Genomic DNA, 19987 nt, shown 5'->3' with positions numbered 1-19987 from the left:
CGGGCCGCGCCCGTCAGCCGGGCGCCACCAGGGGCTCGCCCGGGTTGCGCAGCCCCTCGGCCGCGTCCGCGACGCGCCGGATGAGGTCGAAGAACACCGTCCGCTCCTCGGCGGACAGCGGGGCGAGGAACACCTGGTTCATCCGGGCGGTGCGCACGGTCAGCTTGCGGTGGGTGCGCTCGCCCTCGTCCGTGAGACGCAGCAGGGAACGGCGGCCGTCCTCCGGGTCGCGGACCTTGTCGAGGAGTCCGCGCCGGCTGAGCCTGCTGATCACCTCGGCGACGGTCGACCGGTCCAGGCCCACCCGCTCCCCCACCGTGCGCTGGTCCAGCCCGGGCTCGTCGACGAGCGTGTTGAGGACCGCGTACTGGGGCGAGGTGATCTCCTCGGAGACCATCGTGTTCCACAGCAGGTAGTGCGCCTGCTGGAGCCGCCGGGCCAGGTGCCCGGGGTGGGTGGTGAGGTCCGCCGCCGCCATGTGCACCCCTCGCTCGCATTCGTCCCGCACGTATTCGTCGGTGCACTGAACAATACCCGGCTGCTCCCGGCCTGTCTGCCGCCCGCACAAGGGATCATGGGCCGATCAACCGAGGTCTTGACGCCCTTCCGTCCCGATGGCAGCGTGAGAGCAGCTTCATGAAAATACTCAGTGCCCTGACTAAATAGCGGTCGGGTCGCTCGGAAGAGATGGGCTTCTCGGATGGACAAGGTGGTCGCCACAGCCCTGGAGGCGGTGGCCGACGTCCCGGACGGCGCGTCGCTCGCGGTGGGCGGTTTCGGGCTCAGCGGTGTGCCGAACGTGCTGATCGGGGCGCTGTACGAGCGCGGGGTGACCGGGCTGTCGGTGGTCTCCAACAACTGCGGGGCGATGGAGTCGGGCCTGGCGGTCCTGCTGGCGGCCGGCCGGATCGCCCGGGTGACGGGCTCCTACATCGGCGCCAACAAGGAGTTCGCCCGGCAGTACCTGGCCGGTGAGCTGGAGGTCGAGCTGATCCCTCAGGGCACGCTGGCCGAGCGGCTGCGGGCCGGCGGCGCCGGGATCCCCGCCTTCTACACCCCGGCCGGGGTGGGCACACAGGTCGCCGAGGGCGGACTGCCGTGGCGCTACGACGGACAGGGTGGGGTCGCGATCGCCTCCCCCGCGAAGGAGGTCCGGGAGTTCGACGGCACGGAGTACGTGCTGGAGCGGGGCATCCGCACCGACTTCGCCCTGGTCCGGGCCGCGAAGGGCGACCGGCACGGCAACCTGGTCTTCGGCAAGTCCGCCCGGAACTTCAACCCGCTGGCCGCGATGGCCGGGCGGGTCACGGTCGCCGAGGTGGAGGAGCTGGTGGAGCCCGGCGAGATCGACCCGGACGCGGTGCATCTGCCCGGCATCTTCGTGCAGCGGGTGCTCGCGCTCACCCCCGAGCAGGCGGCGGACAAGAAGATCGAGCAGCGGACGGTGAGGTCCTGATGGCCTGGAGTCGCGAAGAGATGGCCGCGCGGGCGGCGCGGGAGCTGAGGGACGGCCAGTACGTCAATCTCGGCATCGGCCTGCCCACCCTCATCCCCAACTATCTGCCCGAGGGCGTCGAGGTCGTCCTCGAATCCGAGAACGGCATCCTGGGCACGGGTCCGTACCCCACCGAGGACGCCGTCGACCCGGACCTGATCAACGCGGGGAAGGAGACGGTGACGGTCCTGCCGGGCGCGTCGTTCTTCGACTCGGCGCTGTCGTTCTCGATGATCCGGGGCGGGCACATCGACGTCGCCGTGCTCGGTGCCATGCAGGTGTCCGAGCGGGGCGACCTGGCCAACTGGGCGATCCCGGGCAAGCTGATCACCGGGATCGGCGGGGCGATGGACCTGGTGCACGGCGCCCGTACGGTCGTCGTCGTCATGACGCACACCGCCAAGGACGGCTCCCCGAAGATCCTCACCGAGTGCGCCCTCCCGCTGACCGGCAAGGGGTGCGTGAACCGGATCATCACCGACCTCGGCGTCCTGGACGTCACCGACGACGGACTCGTCCTGGTCGAGACCGCGCCCGGCGTGACCGCGGCCGAGATCGCCGCCAGGACCGACGCCGAACTGACCGTGCCGGAGGGCCTGAAGTGAAGGACGTCTACATCGTCGACGCGGTCCGCACACCGATCGGCCGCTACAACGGCGCACTGGCCGGCGTGCGTCCGGACGACCTGGCCGCGCACGTCGTCCGCGAACTCCTCGCCCGCACGCCGCGGTTGGATCCGGCGCGGATCCAGGACGTGTACTTCGGCAACGCCAACGGCGCCGGTGAGGAGAACCGCAACGTCGGCCGGATGGCCGCCCTGCTCGCGGGCCTGCCCACCTCCGTGCCGGGCGTGACCGTCAACCGGCTGTGCGCGTCCGGCCTGGAGGCCGTGATCCAGGCGGCCCGTGCGATCGCCGTCGGCGACGCCTCGATCGCGCTGGCCGGAGGGGTCGAGTCGATGACCCGGGCGCCGTACGTCCTGCCCAAGAGCGACAGGCCCTTCCCGGCCGGGCACACCGAGCTGTGCTCCACGACCCTCGGCTGGCGCATGGTCAATCCGCGCATGGAGCCGCGGTGGACGATTCCGCTGGGCGAGAGCGCGGAACTCATCGCCGACAAGCACAAGATCGGCCGGGAGCGGCAGGACGAGTTCGCGCTGGCCTCCCATGAGAAGGCCGCGCGGGCTCAGCAGGCCGGGTTCTTCGACGCCGAGTTGTCGCCGGTGGAGATTCCGCAGCGCAAGGGTGACCCGGTGGTCTTCGCCGCCGACGAGTGTGTCCGTCCGGATGCGTCCCTTGCGGCGATGGCCAGGCTGAAGCCGTCGTTCCGTACGGACGGCGGGACGGTGACGGCGGGCAACGCGTCACCCCTCAACGACGGTGCGGCGGCGCTGCTGCTGGTCGACGAGGAAGGGTTGAGGGCGACGGGGCGTGAGCCGCTGGCCCGGGTGTCCGCCACCGGTGTCTCCGCGATCGACCCGCACTACTTCGGGCTTGCCCCTGTCGAGGCGGTGAACCGGGCTTTGGCCAAGGCGGGCAGGGGGTTTGGCGACCTGTCCGTGCTGGAGCTGAACGAGGCCTTCGCGGCGCAGGTGCTGGGGTGTGTGGCCGAGTGGCCCGAGTTCGACCCGGCGATTCTCAATCCGCAGGGTGGTGCCATCTCTCTCGGGCATCCGCTCGGTGCGTCGGGGGCTCGGCTTGCCGGCACTGTTGCCCATCAGCTGGCCCGCCTTGGCGGTGGCGTTGGTGTCGCCACGCTGTGTATCGGGGTGGGACAGGGGCTTGCGCTCGTTCTGGAACGGTAGACGTTCGGCTGCCGGCCGGATGTGGCTGGTCGCGCCCGCGCGGCGGAGCCGCACATCGACAACAGCCCCGCGCCCCTTTCGGGGCGAGACCCTCAGGAACCTCTAGGACTCCCATGACTCTCACCCAGCACGACATCGACCAGGAGATCGCGGCCGAGCGTGCCGCATACGAGAAGCGGCTCGCCGACGGCGGGCCCGTCGAGCACCAGCCGCGGCGTGACTACGCCCCGTACCGGTCCTCGGTGCTCCGGCATCCCAAGCAGCCGCCGGTCACGATCGACGTCGGCAAGGATCCGGAGCTGGTGGAGCTGGCCTCCCCGGCCTTCGGGGAGCGGGACATCACCGAGATCGACAACGACCTCACCCGGCAGCACGAGGGCGAGCCGATCGGTGAGCGCATCACCGTCTCCGGGCGGCTGCTGGACCGTGACGGCCGCCCGGTGCGCGGCCAGCTCGTGGAGATCTGGCAGGCCAACTCGGCGGGCCGCTACGCCCATCAGCGCGAGCAGCACGACGCCCCGCTGGACCCCAACTTCACCGGCGTGGGCCGCACCCTCACCGACGACGAGGGCCGGTACCACTTCACCACCATCCAGCCGGGCCCGTACCCGTGGCGCCAGCACCTCAACGCCTGGCGGCCGGCGCACATCCACTTCTCGCTCTTCGGCACGGCGTTCACCCAGCGGCTCGTGACGCAGATGTACTTCCCGAGCGACCCGCTGTTCCCCTACGACCCGATCATCCAGTCGGTGACCGACGACGCGGCCCGGCAGCGGCTGGTCGCGACGTACGACCACAGCCTGTCGGTGCCGGAGTTCTCGATGGGCTACCACTGGGACATCGTGCTGGACGGCCCCCGGGCCACCTGGATCGAAGAAGGGCGCTGACCTGCCATGACGAAGATCGACACCAACAGGCCGGACAGTGTGCTGCCCACCCCGTCGCACACCGTCGGCCCGTTCTACGGCCACGCCCTGCCGTTCCGCGGCGGCGAGGACATCGCGCCCCTCGGGCATCCGGACACGGTCACCCTGCACGGGTACGTCACCGACGGCGCGGGCGATCCGCTGCCGGACGCACTGATCGAGCTGTGGGGCGCGGACCCGGACGGCAACGTGCCGACGGCGGACGGGTCGATGCGCCGCGACCCGGCGTCGGGCGGCTTCCTGGGGCGCAACGGCGTGGAGTTCACGGGCTGGGGACGTATCCAGACCGACGCGAACGGCCACTGGTACGCGCGCACGCTGCGGCCCGGTGCGCGCGGGCGGAGCGCCCCGTACATCAGTGTCTGCGTCTTCGCACGCGGGCTCCTCGTGCACCTGTACACCCGCATCTACCTGCCGGACGACGCGGCGGTGCTCGCCGCCGACCCCCTGCTGTCCGGGCTGGAGGACGGGCGCCGCGACACGCTGATCGCCGTGGCGGAGGCGGCCGGCACGTACCGTTTCGACATCCGCCTTCAAGGCGAAGGCGAGACGGTCTTCCTGGAGTTCCAGTGACAGCTGCTCAAGGTGACACCGGCCTGCTCGCCCCCGGGTGGGCCGCCTCGGCGGCGGCGTCCGCCACGAGCGACCACGCCTATCTGCGGGCGCTGCTCGACGCGGAGGCCGCGCTGACCCGGGCCCAGGCGGAGCTGGGGCTGGCCCCCGCCGAGGCGGCGACGGCGGTGACCGAGGCGGCCGGCGCCGGCGCCTTCGACGTCCGGTCCCTCGCCGAGCGGGCCCGCGCGGGCGGCAACCCCGTCATTCCCCTGGTCGCGGAGCTGACGAAGGCCGTCGGCGAGGAGTACGGCCCCTACGTCCACCGGGGCGCGACCAGCCAGGACATCATGGACACCGCGACGATGCTGGTCGCCGTGCGCACCCTGGGCCTGGTCCTCGCCGATCTCGGCCGCACGGAACGTGCGCTGGCGCGGCTGGCCGTCCGGCACCGTGACACGGCCATGCCGGGACGGACGCTCACCCAGCACGCCGTACCGACGACGTTCGGGCTGAAGGCGGCCGGATGGCGGGCGCTCGTCCTCGACGCGCGGGACCGGGTGACGGCCGTGAAAGATTCGCTTCCCGCCCAACTCGGCGGCGCCGCAGGCACGTTGGCGGCTTTCGGAGCGTACGGGGCGAGCGATCCGGCCGCACTGCCGGTGGCCTACGCCCGTGAAGTCGGCCTGTGCGCTCCGGATCTGCCCTGGCACACCCTGCGGACACCCGTCGCCGACCTGGCCGGCTGCCTCGCCTTCACGGCGGGCGCGCTCGGCAAGCTCGCCGCGGATGTGCTGACCCTCTCGCGCACCGAGATCGGCGAGGTCGCGGAAGGCAGCGGCGGCGGCTCGTCGGCCATGCCGCACAAGTCCAATCCCGTACGGTCCACCCTCATCGCCTCCGCCGCACGGCGGGCGCCGCACCTCGCGGCCACGCTGTACGGGTCGCTGGCAGCGGAGGACGAACGGCCGGCCGGGGCCTGGCACGCGGAGTGGGAGCCCCTGCGGGACCTGCTGCGGCTGGCCGGCGGGGCCGCCCGGGACGCCGCCGAGCTGGCGGAAGGACTGCGGGTCAGACCCGAGGCCATGCGCGAACACCTGGATCTCACCGGCGGATTGATCGTCTCCGAGCGGCTGTCCGCCGAGCTGGCCCCGGTGCTGGGCCGCGCCCGCGCCAAGGAACTCCTCACCCGGCTCGCCGCCGAGGGGCGCCCACTGGCCCAGGCGCCGGAGCTGGCGGACGTCGACCTCGATCCCACCCACTACACCGGCTCCGCCGGAGCCCTCACCGACCGTGCCCTGGAGCGACGTTGACACTCCTCGCCCACCGTGCCGAAGGGCCCCCTTCCGCACCCCCGCTGCTGCTCGGCCCCTCCCTCGGCACGTCGAACGCCCTGTGGGACGAGGTGGCGCCCGAGCTGTCGATCACCCACCGGGTCGTCCGCTGGGACCTGCCGGGACACGGCGGCTCGGCGGCCGGTCTCATCAGCGCGGGCGCGACGGTCGGTGACCTCGCCGACCTGGTGCTGGCGCTCGCCGACTCTCTCGGCATCCAGCGGTTCGCGTACGCGGGTGTGTCGCTGGGCGGGGCCGTCGGGCTGCACCTGGCCGTACACCGTCCGGAGCGGCTGTCGTCGCTTGCCGTGATCTGTTCCTCCGCGCACTTCAGCGGGGCGAAGCCCTGGGAGGAGCGGGCCGCGCTGGTGCGGCGGGAAGGGCTGGCCGGGCTGGCGGACAGTGCGGACGCGCGCTGGTTCACCTCCGGTTTCACCGTGCCGGAGCTGGTGGAGGACCACCGTCGCACCGACCCGGAGGCGTACGCCGCCTGCTGTGACGCGCTCGCCGCGTTCGATCTGCGGGACCGGCTGCCCGAGATCGCCGTGCCGACGCTGCTCATCGCCGGCCGGGACGATCCGGCGACGCCGCCCGCGCATCTGAGGGAGATCGCGGACGCGGTGCCCGGCGCTGCGCTCGTGGAGCTCCCGGGCGCCTCACACCTGGCACCCGCGCAGTGCCCGGAGGCGGTGCTGACGGCGCTGCGGGCACACTTCGGCGGGATGGCCGGACGCGGTATGGAGGTACGGCGCGAGGTGCTCGGCGACGCGCACGTCGACCGGGCGCAGGCCCGGCAGACCCCGTTCACGGCGCGCTTCCAGGACTTCATCTCGCGCTACGCCTGGGGCGAGATCTGGACCGACCCGACGCTGTCGCGCCGCGAGCGCAGCGTGATCACCCTCACCGCGCTGGTGGCGCACGGCCACTACGACGAACTGGCCATGCACGTCCGGGCGGCGCGCCACAACGGGCTCACGCCGGAGGAGATCGGCGCGGTGCTGCTCCAGTGCGCCGTCTACTGCGGGGTGCCGGCGGCGAACTCGGCGTTCGCGACGGCCCAGCGGGTGCTGGCGGAGGAGGACGGCACGCCAGGGTGATCCTGCTGGTCGTAGGCTCGGCGGCAGCTCGCTGCGGCCCGCCCGGCGTGCCTACGGTGGGGGCATGTCCACCATCCTGATCACCGGCGCCACCTCGGGGCTCGGCCGGTACGTCGCCTTCGAACTCGTCCGCTCCGGGCACGTCGTCCTCGTCCACGGCCGGGACGCGGGCCGCACCGAACGGCTGGCCGGGGAACTGCGCGCCGAGGGGGACGCCGAGGCGTTCGTCGCCGACCTGGCGTCGCTGGCGCAGGTGCGCGAGCTGGCCGGTCACGTCGCCGCCGCGCATCCCGAGCTCGACGTTCTGGTCAACAACGCGGGCGTGGGGTTCGGGGCGCCCGGTGCGGGCCGTGAGCTGAGCGCCGACGGGCACGAGTTGCGCCTGGCGGTGAACTATCTGGCGCCGGTCGTGCTGACCCGGGCCCTGCTGCCGGTGCTGCGGGCGAACGCGCCGGCGCGGATCGTCAACGTCGGTTCGGCCGGTCAGGAACCCCTCGTCTTCGAGGACCCCGAGTTCACCCGCGGCTACGACGGCGTGTCGGCGTACTGCCGCAGCAAGTTCGCGCTCGCCGCGCACACCTTCGCGCTCGCCGGGGAACTGGCGGGCACCGGCGTCTCGGTGAACGTGCTGCACCCGGCGACCTACATGGACACGGCGATGGTCCGCGAGGCGGACGTCACGCCGTGGAACACGGTCGCCGACGGGGCGGCCGGTGTGCTGGCCCTGGCCACGCACGACCTGGGCAGCGGCCGCTACTACGACGGGACGAGCCCGGCGCGCGCCCATGAGGCGGCGTACGACCCCGGGGTGCGCAGGCGGCTCGCCGCGGTGACCGAGCAGCTGCTCGGCGCCTGAGCTACCCGGCTCCGGCGCCGGCCTTCAGCGCCGCCCGCGCCCGTGCCGCCAGTCCGTCCGCTCCGCAGGAGACCGCCAGGCCGAGGCCCCGTTCGAGCTCGGTCGCCGAGCGGGCGGCGATGCCGTACTCGATGCGGGCCGCCGCGTGCTCGTACCGGCAGGGCGAGGTCTCCAGGAAGGTGACCGCCTGGGCGGCGAGGCGGACCGCGCGCTGGCCGGTCTCCAGGGCGGCGGCTCAGCGCAGGGCCTCCCCTATGGCGGTGTCCGTGCCGAAGCGCTCGGCCTGGCGCCGGACGTCCACGGCGAGCCGGGCGGCACGCGCCGGGTCCTCGGTGGCCAGGGCCCGGGCGAGGTCGGCCGCCCAGGGGACGAGCACGGGGTTGTGGTGCCCGCGCGCCGCCGCCGCCTTCTCGGCGGCCTCCAGTTCGTTGACGCCGTCCTTGGTGCGGCCGACGGCCAGCAGCAGCCTGCCGCGCACCGCCCGCGGATCCGGAAGCACTATGGTCGACGGGTAGGGCGGGGCGAAGCCGTACCGCTCGGCGGCGTCCCAGGCCTCGTCGACATGACCGCGGGCGAGCAGCGTTTCGACGAGGTTGCAGATGACGGTCCAGTACAGGGGCAGTCCGCGGCCGACGCGCTCGGCGAGGGGCAGCGCCTCGCGCAGGGACTGTTCCGCGTCCGCGAGGCGGCCGCGCCTGCGGTGTGCGACGCCGACATAGGCGTGTGCGAGGGCGAGGTGCCCACCGGTCCAGCCGGCGATCTCGTAGGCGCGCACGGCGTCGTTGAAGAGGTTCTCGGCCCGGTCGAGGCGGTCGGTGTAGGCGTACGCGTTGGCCAGCATCAGCAGCAGTTCGATGCCCCACTCGGTGCCGGTCCAGCCGAGCCCGGCAGCGAGGCGGCCATTGACGAGGGTACGGTCGCACAGCTCAACGACCTCCTCGGCGTTCTCACCCTGCATCAGGGCGTCGAAGCCGCGCAGGATGAGCAGCGCGCGTTCGGAGTTGTCGCGGCCGGTGCAGGTCCGCGCGAGCTCGGCCAGGCGCTCGGAGCGGCCCGGTGAGGCGACCTCGCCGGCGTGGATGCCCTCCCACATGAGGCGCACGGCCTCCAGCCGTATCCGGGCGGGCCCGGGTTCGAGCCGGGCCATCTCCGCCTCGACCGTGCGGACGGCCTCCTCGAGTTCGTCGTGGTGAACGAGCGCCTGCGAGAGGCGGACGACGGCGTCCACCCGGTCGTCGCCCTCGAGGCCGGGCATGCCGAGCGCCGTCCGCAGGTGGCCGATCGTCCTGCCGGGCGCCGTCAGGAGGGTGGCGAAGCCCAGTTCGCAGAGGACCTGCGCCTGGACGTCGGGCCGGGGCGGTTCTTCCAGGGCGCGCTCCAGGCAGCGGCGGGCGGCGTCGGGGGCGCCGACGGCCAGGTGCTCACGGGCGGCCTCGCGCAGTTGTCCGACGAGTTCCTCGTCGTCGTCCGGGTGGACCTCGAGGAGGTGGCGGGCGGCGGCTGCGGCGCCGTGTCCCTCGTCGGTGACGATGCGGGCGGCGATGCCGTGCATGGCGGTGCGCAGGGCGTCGGGGATGGAGTTGTAGACGGCGGTGGCGATCAGCGGGTGGACGAACTCCAGGTCGCCTTCGCCGATGCGGCCGGTCGTCGGGTCGGGGGCGGTGAGAATGCGGGCGGTGCGCAACAGTTCGGCGCAGCGGCGGGCGTTGTCGGGCCGCAGGGTGGCGAGCTTGGCGACCAGGTCGATGGAGATGCCGGTGCCGAGGATGGCGGCGGCCCAGGCGAACCTGGTGGCGTCGATGCCGAGTTCCTCAAGGCGGGCGACGAGGCCGCCGCCGCGTGCCGAGCGGTTCAGCTCGCGCAGTTCCCCGGCCCGGGCCTCGACCGGTTCGAGTTCGCTGTCCCGCACCTTGGCGAGGAGTTCGACGGTCTCGTAGGGGTTGCCGGCCGTGACGGCCCAGACCTCGCGGCAGAACGCGGCGTCGGCCTGCTCGCCCAGGGTGGCGCGGGTGAGTCCGGCCGCGGCGTCCGGGGTGAGGGCGTTCAGGGTCGTGACGGGGCCGTCCGCAGCGGCGGCGACGGTGTCGAGGTGCCGGGCGCTCGCGCCGGAGACCTCGCCCGGGCGGCGGGTGACCACGACCAGGACGGACATCTCGTCGAGTCGCTCGGCGAGCCCCGCGAGCCAGTGCAGAGTCTCCTGGTCGGCCCAGTGGGCGTCGTCGATCAGCAGCACCAGCGGCCACTCCCGGCGGGAGAGCCGGCGCACGGCGGCGACCAGGCCGTCGCACACGCCCTGCGGGTCGGCCTGCCGGTCGCCGGGGTCGGCGATGCCGAGGGCCGGCCCGGCGATGTCGTACCAGTCGCCGAGGTACTCGCGGGCTTCCTCCGGCAGCATCGACATCAGCGCGGGTTGCAGTAACTGCCGTACGACGTTGAAGGGGACAGACCTGAGGGTCTCGCCCCCGCGGGCCGACCAGACCTGGCAGCCGCGGGCCTCGGCGATGCGGCGGGTTTCGGCCAGCAGCGCGGTCTTGCCGAGTCCGGCCTCGCCGCGGAAGACCAGCAGCCCGCCGGACGAGGAGCGGTCCGCGCACAGGCGGTCGACCGCCCGCGCGACGGCGGCGACTTCCTCGTCGCGCTCCCACAGGGAAGCCGAGGCGGCGGCCGTGGGCCGAACCTCCGTCATCCCGCTACCTCCCGAAGTCCGCCCGAACGACGTACAGACGTCGAGCGTAGCCGTCCGATTGCCTGAGTGGAGGATGGACGGGGCACCTGTTGCCGTGACGGGTGACACCGGGTGCGGCCGGACGACGCACCCGGGCCGTCACCAGCCCGTCCTCGCGTCAACGGCGTGCAATTGCAAGGGAGGTGACGTCCCTTCACCACACCGGGGGAGACACGGCGGGGCCGGCGGGCGCTGGTCGCCGGGTCGGTGGGCAATCTCATCGAGTGGTACGAGTTCGGCGTCTACGGCTACTTCGCGACGATCACCGCGGCACGGTTCTTCACGCCGGGGGGCGGCAGTGAGATCGAGGGGCTGGTGAAGACGTACGCCTCGTTCGCGCCGGCGTTCTTCTTCCGCCCTGTCGGCGCGGCACTTTCGGCCACTTGGGCGACCGGGGTCGGCGACCAGGGGCAGCCCGGTCGCCTGCCGGGGGTGGTGCGCACCTCGGACGAACTGGGGCTGCCGTCCGGCGCGAAGGAGGCCTACCTTCGCGGTCCTGGGCTTCCTGACCCTGCACGGCCTGCCCGGCACCGAGCCCGCGAGCACGGGTGCGCGGCATCCGAGCGTGCTCGGCTCGCTGACGCCGGGCCGGGACGGGCTGCGGCTGCCCCGCCGGCCGACCGGAGACCGACGCGCCTGCTGCTGGACTGACGCGGTCCGTTCGGCTCCTCTCATCCCACTTTCACCGACGCCTCATACGGTGGGGGCATGACGCAGGAGACTCCTCCCGGGTGGTACCCCGACCCCGGACAGAAAAGTGACGGGCCCGCCACCGAGCGCTGGTGGGACGGCAAGACCTGGACGGACCGCATCCGCCCGGCCCAGCCGACCGCGACCTGGGGTCCCCCTCCGCAGGAGCCGGCCCCTGGCGAGGCTCCCTCGGGAGATCCGGCCCCCTCAGGCGATACGGCGCCCGCGGAGCAGCGGGGTGCCGCGGGGCAGCCGGAAGCGGGGCAGCCCGCCGATGCCGGGGTGCCGGGCGCCCCCGGGAATCCAGATGGTGCCGGGCATCCGGCCGACGCCGGGAAGCCGCCTGGCGCCGAACAGCCGACCGGCGTGGGACATCCGGAAACGGGGCAGCCGGCCGATGCCGGGGGCGATGCCGCCGGGAGTCCGGCCGGTGCCGAACAGCCGACCGGAGCCGGGACGGCGGGAGCCTCCGGGTATCCGGCGAGTGCCGGACAACCGGGAGCCGCCGGGGATCGGGCCGCCGCCGGAGCCCCAGGAGCCCCCGGGTATCCGGGTGGTTCCGGGCAACCGACCGCCGCGCCCTATCCAGGCGGTCCTGGATATCCGCCCGGCTCCGGGTATCCGGCAGCCCCCGGGTATCCCGGCTACCCCGCCGCGCCTCCGGCCGCCGGCCGAGGGCGAGGGTTGCGGATCGGGATAGCCGTGGCGGCAGCCGTCGTCGTCCTCGCCAGCATCGGTGTCGGCGTGTACGCGCTGACCGACAACGGCGGCTCGGGCGGCGGTTCCGCCACCTCGCAGGGACCGGGGGGCCCGGGCGGAACCGGGGGCCAGGGCGGGCCGTTCGGCGGACCGGGCGGACACGGAGGTTCCGGCGGCGACGGCGGCTCCGGAGGTTCCGGCGGGGACGGCGGCTCCGGTGGGCTGAGTCCCGCGCCCGAGCGGTCCGAGTCGCCGAAGATCAGGAGCGGGTCGGTGACCGACGCGGTCAGCGGTATCAGCCTGCCGATTCCCCAGGGCTGGTACGGCCAGGAGGTCACGGTCGGCGCGCAGGTGACGTCCGACGACTCCTACAAGTGCCCCGGCGACACCTCCTCGACCTGCACGAAGGGCGGAGCCTACTCGGCCCCGGCCCTGGCCCTCGGCAGCAAGGGCAGCACCGCCGAGGAGATCGCCAAGGCGGACATCGCGGCGAACGCCGAGGAGTCCTACGGCGGCAAGTCCTACGGCGGGATCACCTCCCACGACGTGCTGGACTCCAAGGCCGTGACCGTGGCCGGGCAGAAGGGCTATCTGGTCCGCTGGAAGGCCGTCACGAGCAAGGGCGCCGACGGCATCGTGGAGTCGCTCGCGTTCCCCTCCCCCGCGAACGCCAAGCAGATGGTCGTCGTGCGCTTCGGCATCGACGCCGACCAGAAGCAGGCCGTCCTGGACGAGATCACCAAGGGCATCAAGGTGTCGACGGGCGGCGGCAACGGCCAGACCGTCTGACCACCCCTGCACCGGCCGGAAAACACCGGACGGAAAGGGGGTCCGGACACCGTCGGCCGGATGGGGCGCCCCCGCCGCCTACAGGGGCACCCCACCCGGCCGGGGGGTGCGCGCCGCCCCCGTCCCCACGGGTCGGCGCGGTCGGATCGCCGTCCGGTCATCCCGTGGACGGCGGCCCGGGTCTCACGTGAGGCCGAGAGCCGGCAGCACGGCCGCCTCCACGAACCGGACCAGGTAGTCCGGGTCCGCGTCCTCGCCCTCCAGCACGGGCCGGATGCGCAGGACGCCGAACATCTGCGCCGGGATGTACTCCAGCGCCGGGTGATCGGCGGGCACCTCGCCCCGTTCGACCCCGCGCCGGATGATCTCCTTCAGCGCGGCGATCTCCGGTTCGACCAGCGCCTCGCGCAGCGCACGCTTCAGCTCGGGATCCTGGGGCGCGGCGTGGGCGAGCGCCTGGAGGAGTTTGGTGTCCCGGCCCGACAGCTCGCCCGCCGCCCGGGCGGCCTCGCGCAGGTCGTCCGCGAGCGAGCCGGTGTCGATGCAGCGCGTCCGCCGGTGGGAGCGCAGCGCCGCCGCCACGAACTGGGGCTTGGTCTTCCACTGCCGGTAGAGCGTGGACTTGCTGCACCGGGTGCTGGCCGCGATGCCCTCCATGGTGACGGAGTCGTATCCGCACTCGCGGAGCTGCTCCAGTACGGCGTCGTAGAACTCCTGCTCACGCTCCGGCGTGATCTTGGAGCGGCGCGAGGAACCGACCGGCTCGGGTCGGTCCGCAGCCTGCGACGTCATGGGTTGTGCTCCTGGCTTTCGTAGGGCGGCCGGAAAATTCCCGGCCGGCGGTGTGTCGTTCGTCTATCGATACGCCAGTGTACCGGTACGCGGCCGTATCGGTACACTGGCGTATCGGTACGCACTCGTACCGATAACAGCACCACCGTCACCGAAGGGGCCGGGGGAATGAATGCCCGCACCGAGCCTGCGCCAGAGGGGTCCGACCCGCTAGGTCGTGTCCGCAAAGTCCCGTCGTCCGCCCGGAGGGCGGGCCCCGCGGCGCCTGGTGCGTGCTCTCGGCGCGCCGGGCGGAGTCCCTCCTACTGGATGTACTCGGGGCCTCGTCCGGTGCGGCGAGTGGAGGCACCTCCCACACCCTTGAGGCAGTGGGGGAGCGTGCCAGGCGCCGCGGGGCAGGCGGGACTTTGCGGACACGGCCTACCGCGACCTCCGCTCGTCCGGGAGCTCCTGCTCGTCGCAGGGCTCTTCCTCGTCTACAAGCTCGGTCGGCAGCTGGCCACGGGCCACACCGGCGAGGCCTTCCACAACGCGCACCGGGTGTGGGACCTCGAACGAGCGGTCCACCTGCCCGGCGAGGGGGCGGTGCAGTCCCTGCTGCTGCACGGCGGCGGCCTGGTGCACGTCGCGAACACCTACTACGCGGCCGTCCACTTCCCGGCCACCGCCGCCTTCCTGGTCTGGCTCTACCTGCGCCGCCCGGCCCACTACGTGTGGGCCCGCCGGGTGCTGGCCGCCGTCACCGCCGCCGCCCTGGTGCTGCACCTGCTGCTCCCGCTCGCCCCGCCGCGCATGCTGGCCGCGTCCGGCCTGGTGGACACGGCGCGGGTGTACGGCCCGTCGGTGTACGGCACTCCCGCGACGGACTCCCTGTCGAACCAGTTCGCGGCGATGCCGTCGCTGCACTTCGGCTGGGCGCTGATGGTGGCGGTCGGCCTGATCGTGGCGACCCGCTCGCGCTGGCGCTGGCTGTGGCTGCTGCACCCCCTGCTGACGCTGCTGGTGATCGTCGGCACCGCGAACCACTACTGGCTCGACGCGATGGTGGCCGCGGGGCTGCTGGGGTCGGCCCTGGCCGCGATCCACCTGCCGCACCGCACGGTGACGACGGCGGGCCGGGCGCAGGGCAGGCTCGTGCCGGCCCAGGCTCAGGCCCGGGCCGAGGAGCAGGTGCTGGCGAGGGCGGGCCGATGAACGCCGTTCTCGTCGCCGTGGTCCTGTCCCTCGTCTCCGCCGTCGCCTACGCGGCCGCGGCGGTCGCCCAGGAGCGGCTCGCCTCCCGCTCGCCCGGCTCGGGCACGCTGCGGATGCTCGGCAGTGGCGCCTGGTGGTGCTCGGTCGGGCTGAACGCGGCTGCCGCGCTGCTGCACGTCGTGGCTCTGAAGTACGGTCCGCTGACCGTGGTCCAGCCCCTCGGGGCGCTCACCCTGGTCGCGGCGGTGCCGATGGGTGCGCGGCTCGCCGGGCGGCGGGTGAGCGCCATCGAGTGGCGGGGCACCGCGCTGACGCTGCTCGGCCTGGCCGCGATCCTGGTCACGGCGTCCGGACCGGCGCCCGACCGCGTGCTGAGCGTGCCCGAGGCGCTGACGGTGGCGGGCGCGACCGCGGCCCTCATCGGGGTGCTGTCCCGGCCGGGCGCCCGCCCCGGCCTGCGGCACGCGAGCGCGTCCGGCGTGGCCTCCGGGGTCGCCTCGGCCCTCACGCAGACCGTGACGATGGCCGCGACGGACCGGTCCGGTCCCCTGCTGAGTGTCCAGGTGGTCGGAGTGGCGCTGCTCGTGGCGGCGTTCGCGGCCGGCGGGCTGCTGCTGTCACAGACGGCCTACCGGGGCGGTCTCGGCGGCCCGCTCGCGATGGTGACCCTGGCCAACCCGCTGGCCGCCGCGGTGATCGGCCTGGCGCTGCTGGGCGAACGCCTCCAGGGCGGCCCGGCGGGCATGCTGCTCGCGCTCGCCGGAGCCGGCCTGGCGTCCTGGGGCGTGGTGCTGCTCAGCCGGACGACGCCCGCTGCCGTCCCGGCGGACGACGACCATCCGGTGGCCGCCGTCCTGGCACTGGAACCCGGTTCGGCCGCGGCCGAACCGGCGTTGGTGCCCCGGCCGCACGATCCGGGGCACCTCACCACGGCTACGCGGTGAGGATCGCCGGGTCGCTCACGCCCGGCTGCCCGTTCTCGACGTGTCCCGCGAACCGCCGCAGGAACGCCCTGTCGCCCTCGGCGGTGACGGTCAGGTCGTACCAGCGGCGGCCGGCGGCGAGTCCGACGGTCCGCCGCACCTTCGCGCCGGGGCGGACGGTGACGGTCGAGGCCCGGCCGCCGTACGCGTCGGAGAGCTTCAGCCGTGCCGTGCCGGAGCCCTTGTTGGTGAAGGTCAGCTCGATGTCGTCACCGGCGTGGCGTGCGGTGACCTCGCAGCCGGCCGTGGTGTTCGCCCCCTTGAAGACCCGTACGAAGCCGTTCGGACCGTGCACGGTGAGGTCGTAAGCGCCCGCCGAGTAGGCCGAGTTCCAGGTGTCGGAGAGCGTCTTGCCGGCCTCGGTCGTGTACATCCAGGGGCCGTCGGTGCGGTTGCCCGAGGTGACGTGGAAGGCGGCGCCGGCCTTCGGCCCGGAGGCGAAGGCGAGGGTGAGCTTCCCGGCCGCCGCGTCGACCGAGGCGTCCACGTGCGGGGCGTACTTCAGCGGCCGGGCGCGGCGCAGCCCGCGTTCCTGCCGGGGCATGCGCGGGTCGGCGGGCGGGGCGGGCTTGTAGTCGGGGTGGCGTTCGCGATCCTGCGGCTCGTAGGCGTCGGTGCCGGGCAGCGGGGCGGGCCGCGTGTCCTTGCGGGAGAAGTCGAACGCGGAGGTCAGGTCACCGCAGATCGCCCGCCGCCAGGGCGAGATGTTGCTCTCGCGCACGCCGAAGCGGCGCTCCATGAACCGCAGGATGGAGGTGTGGTCGAACGTCTCCGAGCAGACGTACCCGCCCTTGCTCCACGGCGAGACGACCAGCATCGGCACCCGGGGTCCGAGGCCGTAGGGGCCTGCCGTGTTCTTGCCGTCGCCCGGGAAGAGGTCGAGGGAGACGTCGACGGTGGACTTGCCGCGGGAGGCGTCCTTCGGCGGCAGGGGCGGTACGACGTGGTCGAAGAAGCCGTCGTTCTCGTCGTAGGTGATGAACAGGGCCGTCTTCGCCCAGACCTCCGGGTTGGCGGTGAGGGCGTCCAGGACCTGGGCGATGTACCAGGCGCCGTAGTTCGACGGCCAGTTGGAGTGCTCGGAGAAGGCCTCGGGGGCGGCGATCCAGGAGATCTGCGGCAGCTTGCCGGCCTTGACCTCGGCCTTCAGCACGTCGAAGTAGCCGTCGCCGGCCTTGGCGTTCGTGCCGGTGCGGGCCTTGTCGTACCAGGGGTCGCCGGGCTTGGCGTCCCGGTACTTGTCGAAATAGAGCAGGGAGTTGTCGCCGTAGTTGCCGCGGTAGGCGTCCTCGATCCAGCCCCAGGAGCCCCGCGCGTCGAGGCCGTCGCCGATGTCCTGGTAGATCTTCCAGGAGATGCCGGCCCGCTCCAGGCGCTCGGGGTAGGTCGTCCAGCCGTAGCCGAGTTCGTCGTTGCCGAGGACCGGGCCGCCGCCGGTGCCGTCGTTGCCCGTGTACCCGGACCACATGTAGTAGCGGTTCGGGTCGGTGGAGCCGATGAACGAGCAGTGGTAGGCGTCGCAGACGGTGAAGGCGTCGGCGAGGGCGTAGTGGAAGGGGATGTCCTCGCGGGTGAGGTACGCCATGGTCGTGGTGCCCTTGGCGGGCACCCACCGGTCGTACTTCCCGCCGTTGTAGGCCTGGTGGCCGTCGGGCCAGGAGTGCGGCAGGCCCTCCAGGAACTGCATGCCGAGGTCGTCGGCGTCCGGGTGGAACGGCCGGATCTCCTTGCCGTCCTTCTCCTGGTGCCAGACGGGTTTGCCGTTGTCGAGGGTGACCGGACGCGGGTCGCCGAAGCCGCGCACGCCTCTCAGGGTGCCGAAGTAGTGGTCGAACGAACGGTTCTCCTGCATCAGGACGACGATGTGCTCGACGTCCTCGATCGACCCGGTGCGGTGGTTGGCCGGGAGCGCGGCGGCGCGCTGGATGCTGGCGGACAGCGCGCTGAACACCGTGGTGGCACCCGCGAGTTGGAGAAAGCGGCGCCGGTTGACTTCGGACATGAAGGACAGACCTCTCATCCAGAGGTACGGGATGGCCGGAACGTGACGGAATCTGCGCGCAAGGAGTGTTTCAGGGACACCAAACGCCGAGGAAGGGGCCGGTGACACTCGTGTGAAAGTCGCCGGTACGTGAGGTGTGCCGGGGCATTGTCAGGGGAGGGTCATGGACGTGACAGAGACGCAGACGGCCTCACCGCCGACGAAACGGCCCGTTCGCCAGCTCCTCGCCGCCTCCGTGGGCAACGCCGTGGAGTGGTACGACTGGTACGCCTACACGTTTCTGGCCACGTACATCGCCGCCCAGGTCTTCCCCAGGAGCGCGGACAACTCGCTGGTGCCGCTGCTGTCCACGTTCGCGGTGTTCGCGGTGGGCTTCTTCATGCGGCCGGTCGGCGGGCTGCTGATGGGCGCGGTCGCGGACCGGCACGGGCGGCGGGCCGCGCTGACGGTCACCATCCTGCTGATGGGCGGCAGCAGCCTGCTGGTCGGGCTGACCCCGACGTACGCGGCGGTGGGCGTACTGGCGCCCGTGATCCTCGTCCTGGCCCGGCTGCTGCAAGGCCTGTCCGTGGGCGGCGAGTTCGCGGCCTCGACGACCTTCCTGGTCGAGTCGGCGGGCCCCGGCAGGCGCGGGCTGTTCTCCAGCTTCCAGTACGTGTCGACGACCGTGGGACAGCTCGTCGCTTCAGGCATCGCCACGCTGCTCGTGGACACGCTGAACGACGGGCAGATGAACGGCTGGGGCTGGCGGGTGCCCTTCGTGCTCGGGGCGGTGCTGAGCCTGGTCGGCTTCTGGATCCGGCAGGGCGCGCAGGAGACCCGCAGCACCGAGCAGCAGCAGGCCCCGCGCCCCGGTCTGTTCGAGGCGCTGCGCCGGCACCCGCGCGAGTCGCTCCTCATCGGCGGCATCACGGCGGGCGGCACCATCGCCTACTACACGTGGACGTCGTACCTCCCGACGTACGCCGAACTCAACGCGGGACTGGAGAAGTCGGACGCGCTGCTCGCGGGCACGATCTCACTGGCCTTCTTCGCCCTGCTGCAACCGCTCGGCGGCCTCCTGTCGGACCGCTTCGGCCGCCGCCCGCTGCTCCTCTTCTTCGGCCTGGGCTTCGCCCTGCTCACGGTGCCCCTGCTGCACGCCCTGCGCGACTCGTTCGCGGTACTGCTGCTCGTGCAGTGCGCCGGAATGGTGCTGCTGACGGGGTTCACCTCGATCAGCGCCGCCGTGAACGCGGAGATCTTCCCGCCCCGGGTTCGCGCGGCCGGTATCGGCTTCCCCTATTCGCTGACGGTCGCCCTCTTCGGCGGCACGGCTCCGTACGTGGGCACGCTGTTCAAGGAGGTGGGCCACGCCGGGTTGTTCCCCTGGTACGTCGCGGTGCTCTGCCTGCTGTCGTCGCTGGTGTACCTGCGGCTGCCCGAGACGGCTCACTCACCTCTCCGGCGGTGAACGGGCGCCGGTGCGGCGGCCCGTCAGGGCCCGGCTCGCGGTCGAGCCCCCTCCGCCTCGTCGTCCCGGTGCGCTCCCTCGCGCGCCCTGGCCTGTGGCCCTTCGTGCGGTCCCGCGCCGTTCTCGAAGGCGGTCGGGGCTCCGGACGCCCCGGTCGTCTCTCCCAGCACGTCGCTCTCCCGGACGGCGGTCCTCCCGGGGTCGATCACGGCGTCGGTCGTCCTGCCGCCTCCGCCGGTGTCATCTGGGCACGGTCGTCGACCAGCCGGATCGCCGCCATCCGAAATTCTCCTCGGCGGCCGAGCCGGCCTTGTCCAGATGGGCCCGCATTCCCTCGACGAGCGTCCTGCGGTCTTCGGGGCAGGGCCTGACACTCTCGCGTTCCAGCTGTGCTTCGAGAGAGGCGGTCCGGGTTTTCGCCCGGGCGCGCCAGGCGGTCCGCGGTGGTCGGCGCGGAGCCGTGCCGGTCACTCGTAGACGGCGGGCACGCGCAGCGTCGCCCACGACTTCCGGCCCGGCGTGCCGTCAGCGTCCTGGCGCTCCACTGCGAGTCGGGCCCGTCGGCGTACGCCGAGCAGCCCGTCGCGGTGCATAGC

At 72.9% G+C, this 19987-nt stretch carries 16 protein-coding genes and 4 pseudogenes; 15 read left to right on the top strand and 5 right to left on the bottom strand.

What is annotated here, in order from left to right; all coding sequences use genetic code 11:
* Positions 1-13 precede the first annotated feature (13 nt).
* A complete protein-coding gene (locus AC07F0_RS06965) occupies positions 14-478 on the bottom strand; it encodes a MarR family winged helix-turn-helix transcriptional regulator (protein WP_436725933.1) in 465 nt (154 codons plus the stop codon).
* A gap of 222 nt (positions 479-700) precedes the next feature.
* On the opposite strand from AC07F0_RS06965, the gene AC07F0_RS06960 reads away from it, so the two are divergent.
* From AC07F0_RS06960 to AC07F0_RS06925, 8 genes are all read left to right on the top strand, one after another.
* Positions 701-1456: a CoA transferase subunit A gene (locus AC07F0_RS06960; protein WP_436725934.1), complete on the top strand. Its 756-nt coding sequence runs from the start codon at positions 701-703 to the stop codon at positions 1454-1456.
* Positions 1456-2100 carry a CoA transferase subunit B gene (locus AC07F0_RS06955; protein WP_478975242.1) on the top strand — a complete coding sequence of 215 codons (645 nt, stop codon included), beginning with the start codon at positions 1456-1458 and terminating at the stop codon, positions 2098-2100. Before AC07F0_RS06960 ends, AC07F0_RS06955 begins: the two co-directional genes overlap by 1 nt.
* Entirely contained in the window at positions 2097-3299 is a 1203-nt protein-coding gene (locus tag AC07F0_RS06950; protein ID WP_478975239.1) for a thiolase family protein, read from the top strand. Before AC07F0_RS06955 ends, AC07F0_RS06950 begins: the two co-directional genes overlap by 4 nt.
* A 113-nt stretch (positions 3300-3412) precedes the next feature.
* The gene (gene pcaH, locus AC07F0_RS06945) at positions 3413-4186 is read left to right on the top strand and encodes a protocatechuate 3,4-dioxygenase subunit beta (protein ID WP_478975236.1); all 774 of its coding nucleotides are present in this window, start codon (positions 3413-3415) and stop codon (positions 4184-4186) included.
* A gap of 6 nt (positions 4187-4192) precedes the next feature.
* Entirely contained in the window at positions 4193-4798 is a 606-nt protein-coding gene (gene pcaG, locus AC07F0_RS06940) for a protocatechuate 3,4-dioxygenase subunit alpha (protein ID WP_478975233.1), read from the top strand.
* Positions 4795-6090 carry a 3-carboxy-cis,cis-muconate cycloisomerase gene (pcaB, locus tag AC07F0_RS06935; protein WP_478975230.1) on the top strand — a complete coding sequence of 432 codons (1296 nt, stop codon included), beginning with the start codon at positions 4795-4797 and terminating at the stop codon, positions 6088-6090. Before pcaG ends, pcaB begins: the two co-directional genes overlap by 4 nt.
* On the top strand, positions 6087-7208 hold the full coding sequence (gene pcaDC, locus AC07F0_RS06930; protein ID WP_478975227.1) for a bifunctional 3-oxoadipate enol-lactonase/4-carboxymuconolactone decarboxylase PcaDC: 1122 nt from the start codon (positions 6087-6089) through the stop codon (positions 7206-7208). The genes pcaB and pcaDC overlap by 4 nt, the downstream gene beginning before the upstream one ends.
* A gap of 64 nt (positions 7209-7272) precedes the next feature.
* On the top strand, positions 7273-8064 hold the full coding sequence (locus AC07F0_RS06925; protein ID WP_478975224.1) for an SDR family NAD(P)-dependent oxidoreductase: 792 nt from the start codon (positions 7273-7275) through the stop codon (positions 8062-8064).
* 1 nt (position 8065) lies between these two features.
* Here AC07F0_RS06925 and AC07F0_RS06920 read toward each other — a convergent pair.
* A pseudogene (locus tag AC07F0_RS06920) lies at positions 8066-10750 on the bottom strand (ATP-binding protein).
* A gap of 231 nt (positions 10751-10981) precedes the next feature.
* On the opposite strand from AC07F0_RS06920, the pseudogene AC07F0_RS06915 reads away from it, so the two are divergent.
* The 4 genes and pseudogenes from AC07F0_RS06915 to AC07F0_RS06900 all read left to right on the top strand — a co-directional run.
* Positions 10982-11196 (top strand): annotated as a pseudogene (locus AC07F0_RS06915) (MFS transporter); the annotation flags it as partial.
* Between the two features lie 16 nt (positions 11197-11212).
* Positions 11213-11440 (top strand): annotated as a pseudogene (locus AC07F0_RS06910) (anhydro-N-acetylmuramic acid kinase); the annotation flags it as partial.
* Positions 11441-11497: 57 nt separating this feature from the next.
* Positions 11498-11578, top strand: a pseudogene (locus AC07F0_RS06905) (DUF2510 domain-containing protein); the annotation flags it as partial.
* A gap of 267 nt (positions 11579-11845) precedes the next feature.
* Positions 11846-12967, top strand: coding sequence for a hypothetical protein (locus AC07F0_RS06900; RefSeq protein ID WP_478976229.1), 1122 nt, complete (start codon positions 11846-11848; stop codon positions 12965-12967).
* A 183-nt stretch (positions 12968-13150) separates the two neighbouring features.
* On the opposite strand, the gene AC07F0_RS06895 is transcribed toward AC07F0_RS06900, so the two are convergent.
* On the bottom strand, positions 13151-13759 hold the full coding sequence (locus AC07F0_RS06895) for a TetR/AcrR family transcriptional regulator C-terminal ligand-binding domain-containing protein (RefSeq protein WP_086839953.1): 609 nt from the start codon (positions 13757-13759) through the stop codon (positions 13151-13153).
* Between the two features lie 378 nt (positions 13760-14137).
* On the opposite strand from AC07F0_RS06895, the gene AC07F0_RS06890 reads away from it, so the two are divergent.
* Positions 14138-14953 carry a phosphatase PAP2 family protein gene (locus AC07F0_RS06890; protein ID WP_478975222.1) on the top strand — a complete coding sequence of 272 codons (816 nt, stop codon included), beginning with the start codon at positions 14138-14140 and terminating at the stop codon, positions 14951-14953.
* Entirely contained in the window at positions 14950-15897 is a 948-nt protein-coding gene (locus AC07F0_RS06885) for a DMT family protein (RefSeq protein ID WP_478975219.1), read from the top strand. Before AC07F0_RS06890 ends, AC07F0_RS06885 begins: the two co-directional genes overlap by 4 nt.
* Here the strand turns inward: AC07F0_RS06885 and AC07F0_RS06880 are convergent.
* The gene (locus tag AC07F0_RS06880; protein WP_478975216.1) at positions 15887-17938 is read right to left on the bottom strand and encodes a phosphocholine-specific phospholipase C; all 2052 of its coding nucleotides are present in this window, start codon (positions 17936-17938) and stop codon (positions 15887-15889) included. The two genes, AC07F0_RS06885 and AC07F0_RS06880, sit on opposite strands and share 11 nt — an antisense overlap.
* Positions 17939-18101: 163 nt before the next feature.
* Here AC07F0_RS06880 and AC07F0_RS06875 point away from each other — a divergent pair, with 163 nt between their 5' ends.
* Positions 18102-19391 (top strand): MFS transporter, encoded by a 1290-nt coding sequence (locus AC07F0_RS06875; RefSeq protein ID WP_478975213.1) that lies wholly within the window; start codon positions 18102-18104, stop codon positions 19389-19391.
* Positions 19392-19858: 467 nt separating this feature from the next.
* On the opposite strand, the gene AC07F0_RS06870 is transcribed toward AC07F0_RS06875, so the two are convergent.
* Entirely contained in the window at positions 19859-19984 is a 126-nt protein-coding gene (locus AC07F0_RS06870; protein WP_478975210.1) for a hypothetical protein, read from the bottom strand.
* Between the last annotated feature and the right edge of the window lie 3 nt (positions 19985-19987).

The sequence above is a fragment of the Streptomyces sp. NPDC045955 genome (genome assembly GCF_056430805.1).
The sequence above is the reverse complement of the archived record's forward strand: the minus strand, read 5'-3'. Positions and strand labels throughout refer to the sequence as shown.

Excerpts from the sequence above, each read along its gene's own strand:
- AC07F0_RS06965 (WP_436725933.1), bottom strand. The coding sequence starts at position 478 with ATGGCGGCGGCGGACCTCACCACCCACCCCGGGCACCTGGCCCGGCGG.
- AC07F0_RS06960 (WP_436725934.1), top strand. The coding sequence starts at position 701 with ATGGACAAGGTGGTCGCCACAGCCCTGGAGGCGGTGGCCGACGTCCCG.
- AC07F0_RS06955 (WP_478975242.1), top strand. The coding sequence starts at position 1,456 with ATGGCCTGGAGTCGCGAAGAGATGGCCGCGCGGGCGGCGCGGGAGCTG.
- pcaH (WP_478975236.1), top strand. The coding sequence starts at position 3,413 with ATGACTCTCACCCAGCACGACATCGACCAGGAGATCGCGGCCGAGCGT.
- pcaG (WP_478975233.1), top strand. The coding sequence starts at position 4,193 with ATGACGAAGATCGACACCAACAGGCCGGACAGTGTGCTGCCCACCCCG.
- AC07F0_RS06925 (WP_478975224.1), top strand. The coding sequence starts at position 7,273 with ATGTCCACCATCCTGATCACCGGCGCCACCTCGGGGCTCGGCCGGTAC.
- AC07F0_RS06895 (WP_086839953.1), bottom strand. The coding sequence starts at position 13,759 with ATGACGTCGCAGGCTGCGGACCGACCCGAGCCGGTCGGTTCCTCGCGC.
- AC07F0_RS06885 (WP_478975219.1), top strand. The coding sequence starts at position 14,950 with ATGAACGCCGTTCTCGTCGCCGTGGTCCTGTCCCTCGTCTCCGCCGTC.
- AC07F0_RS06880 (WP_478975216.1), bottom strand. The coding sequence starts at position 17,938 with ATGTCCGAAGTCAACCGGCGCCGCTTTCTCCAACTCGCGGGTGCCACC.
- AC07F0_RS06875 (WP_478975213.1), top strand. The coding sequence starts at position 18,102 with ATGGACGTGACAGAGACGCAGACGGCCTCACCGCCGACGAAACGGCCC.
- AC07F0_RS06870 (WP_478975210.1), bottom strand. The coding sequence starts at position 19,984 with ATGCACCGCGACGGGCTGCTCGGCGTACGCCGACGGGCCCGACTCGCA.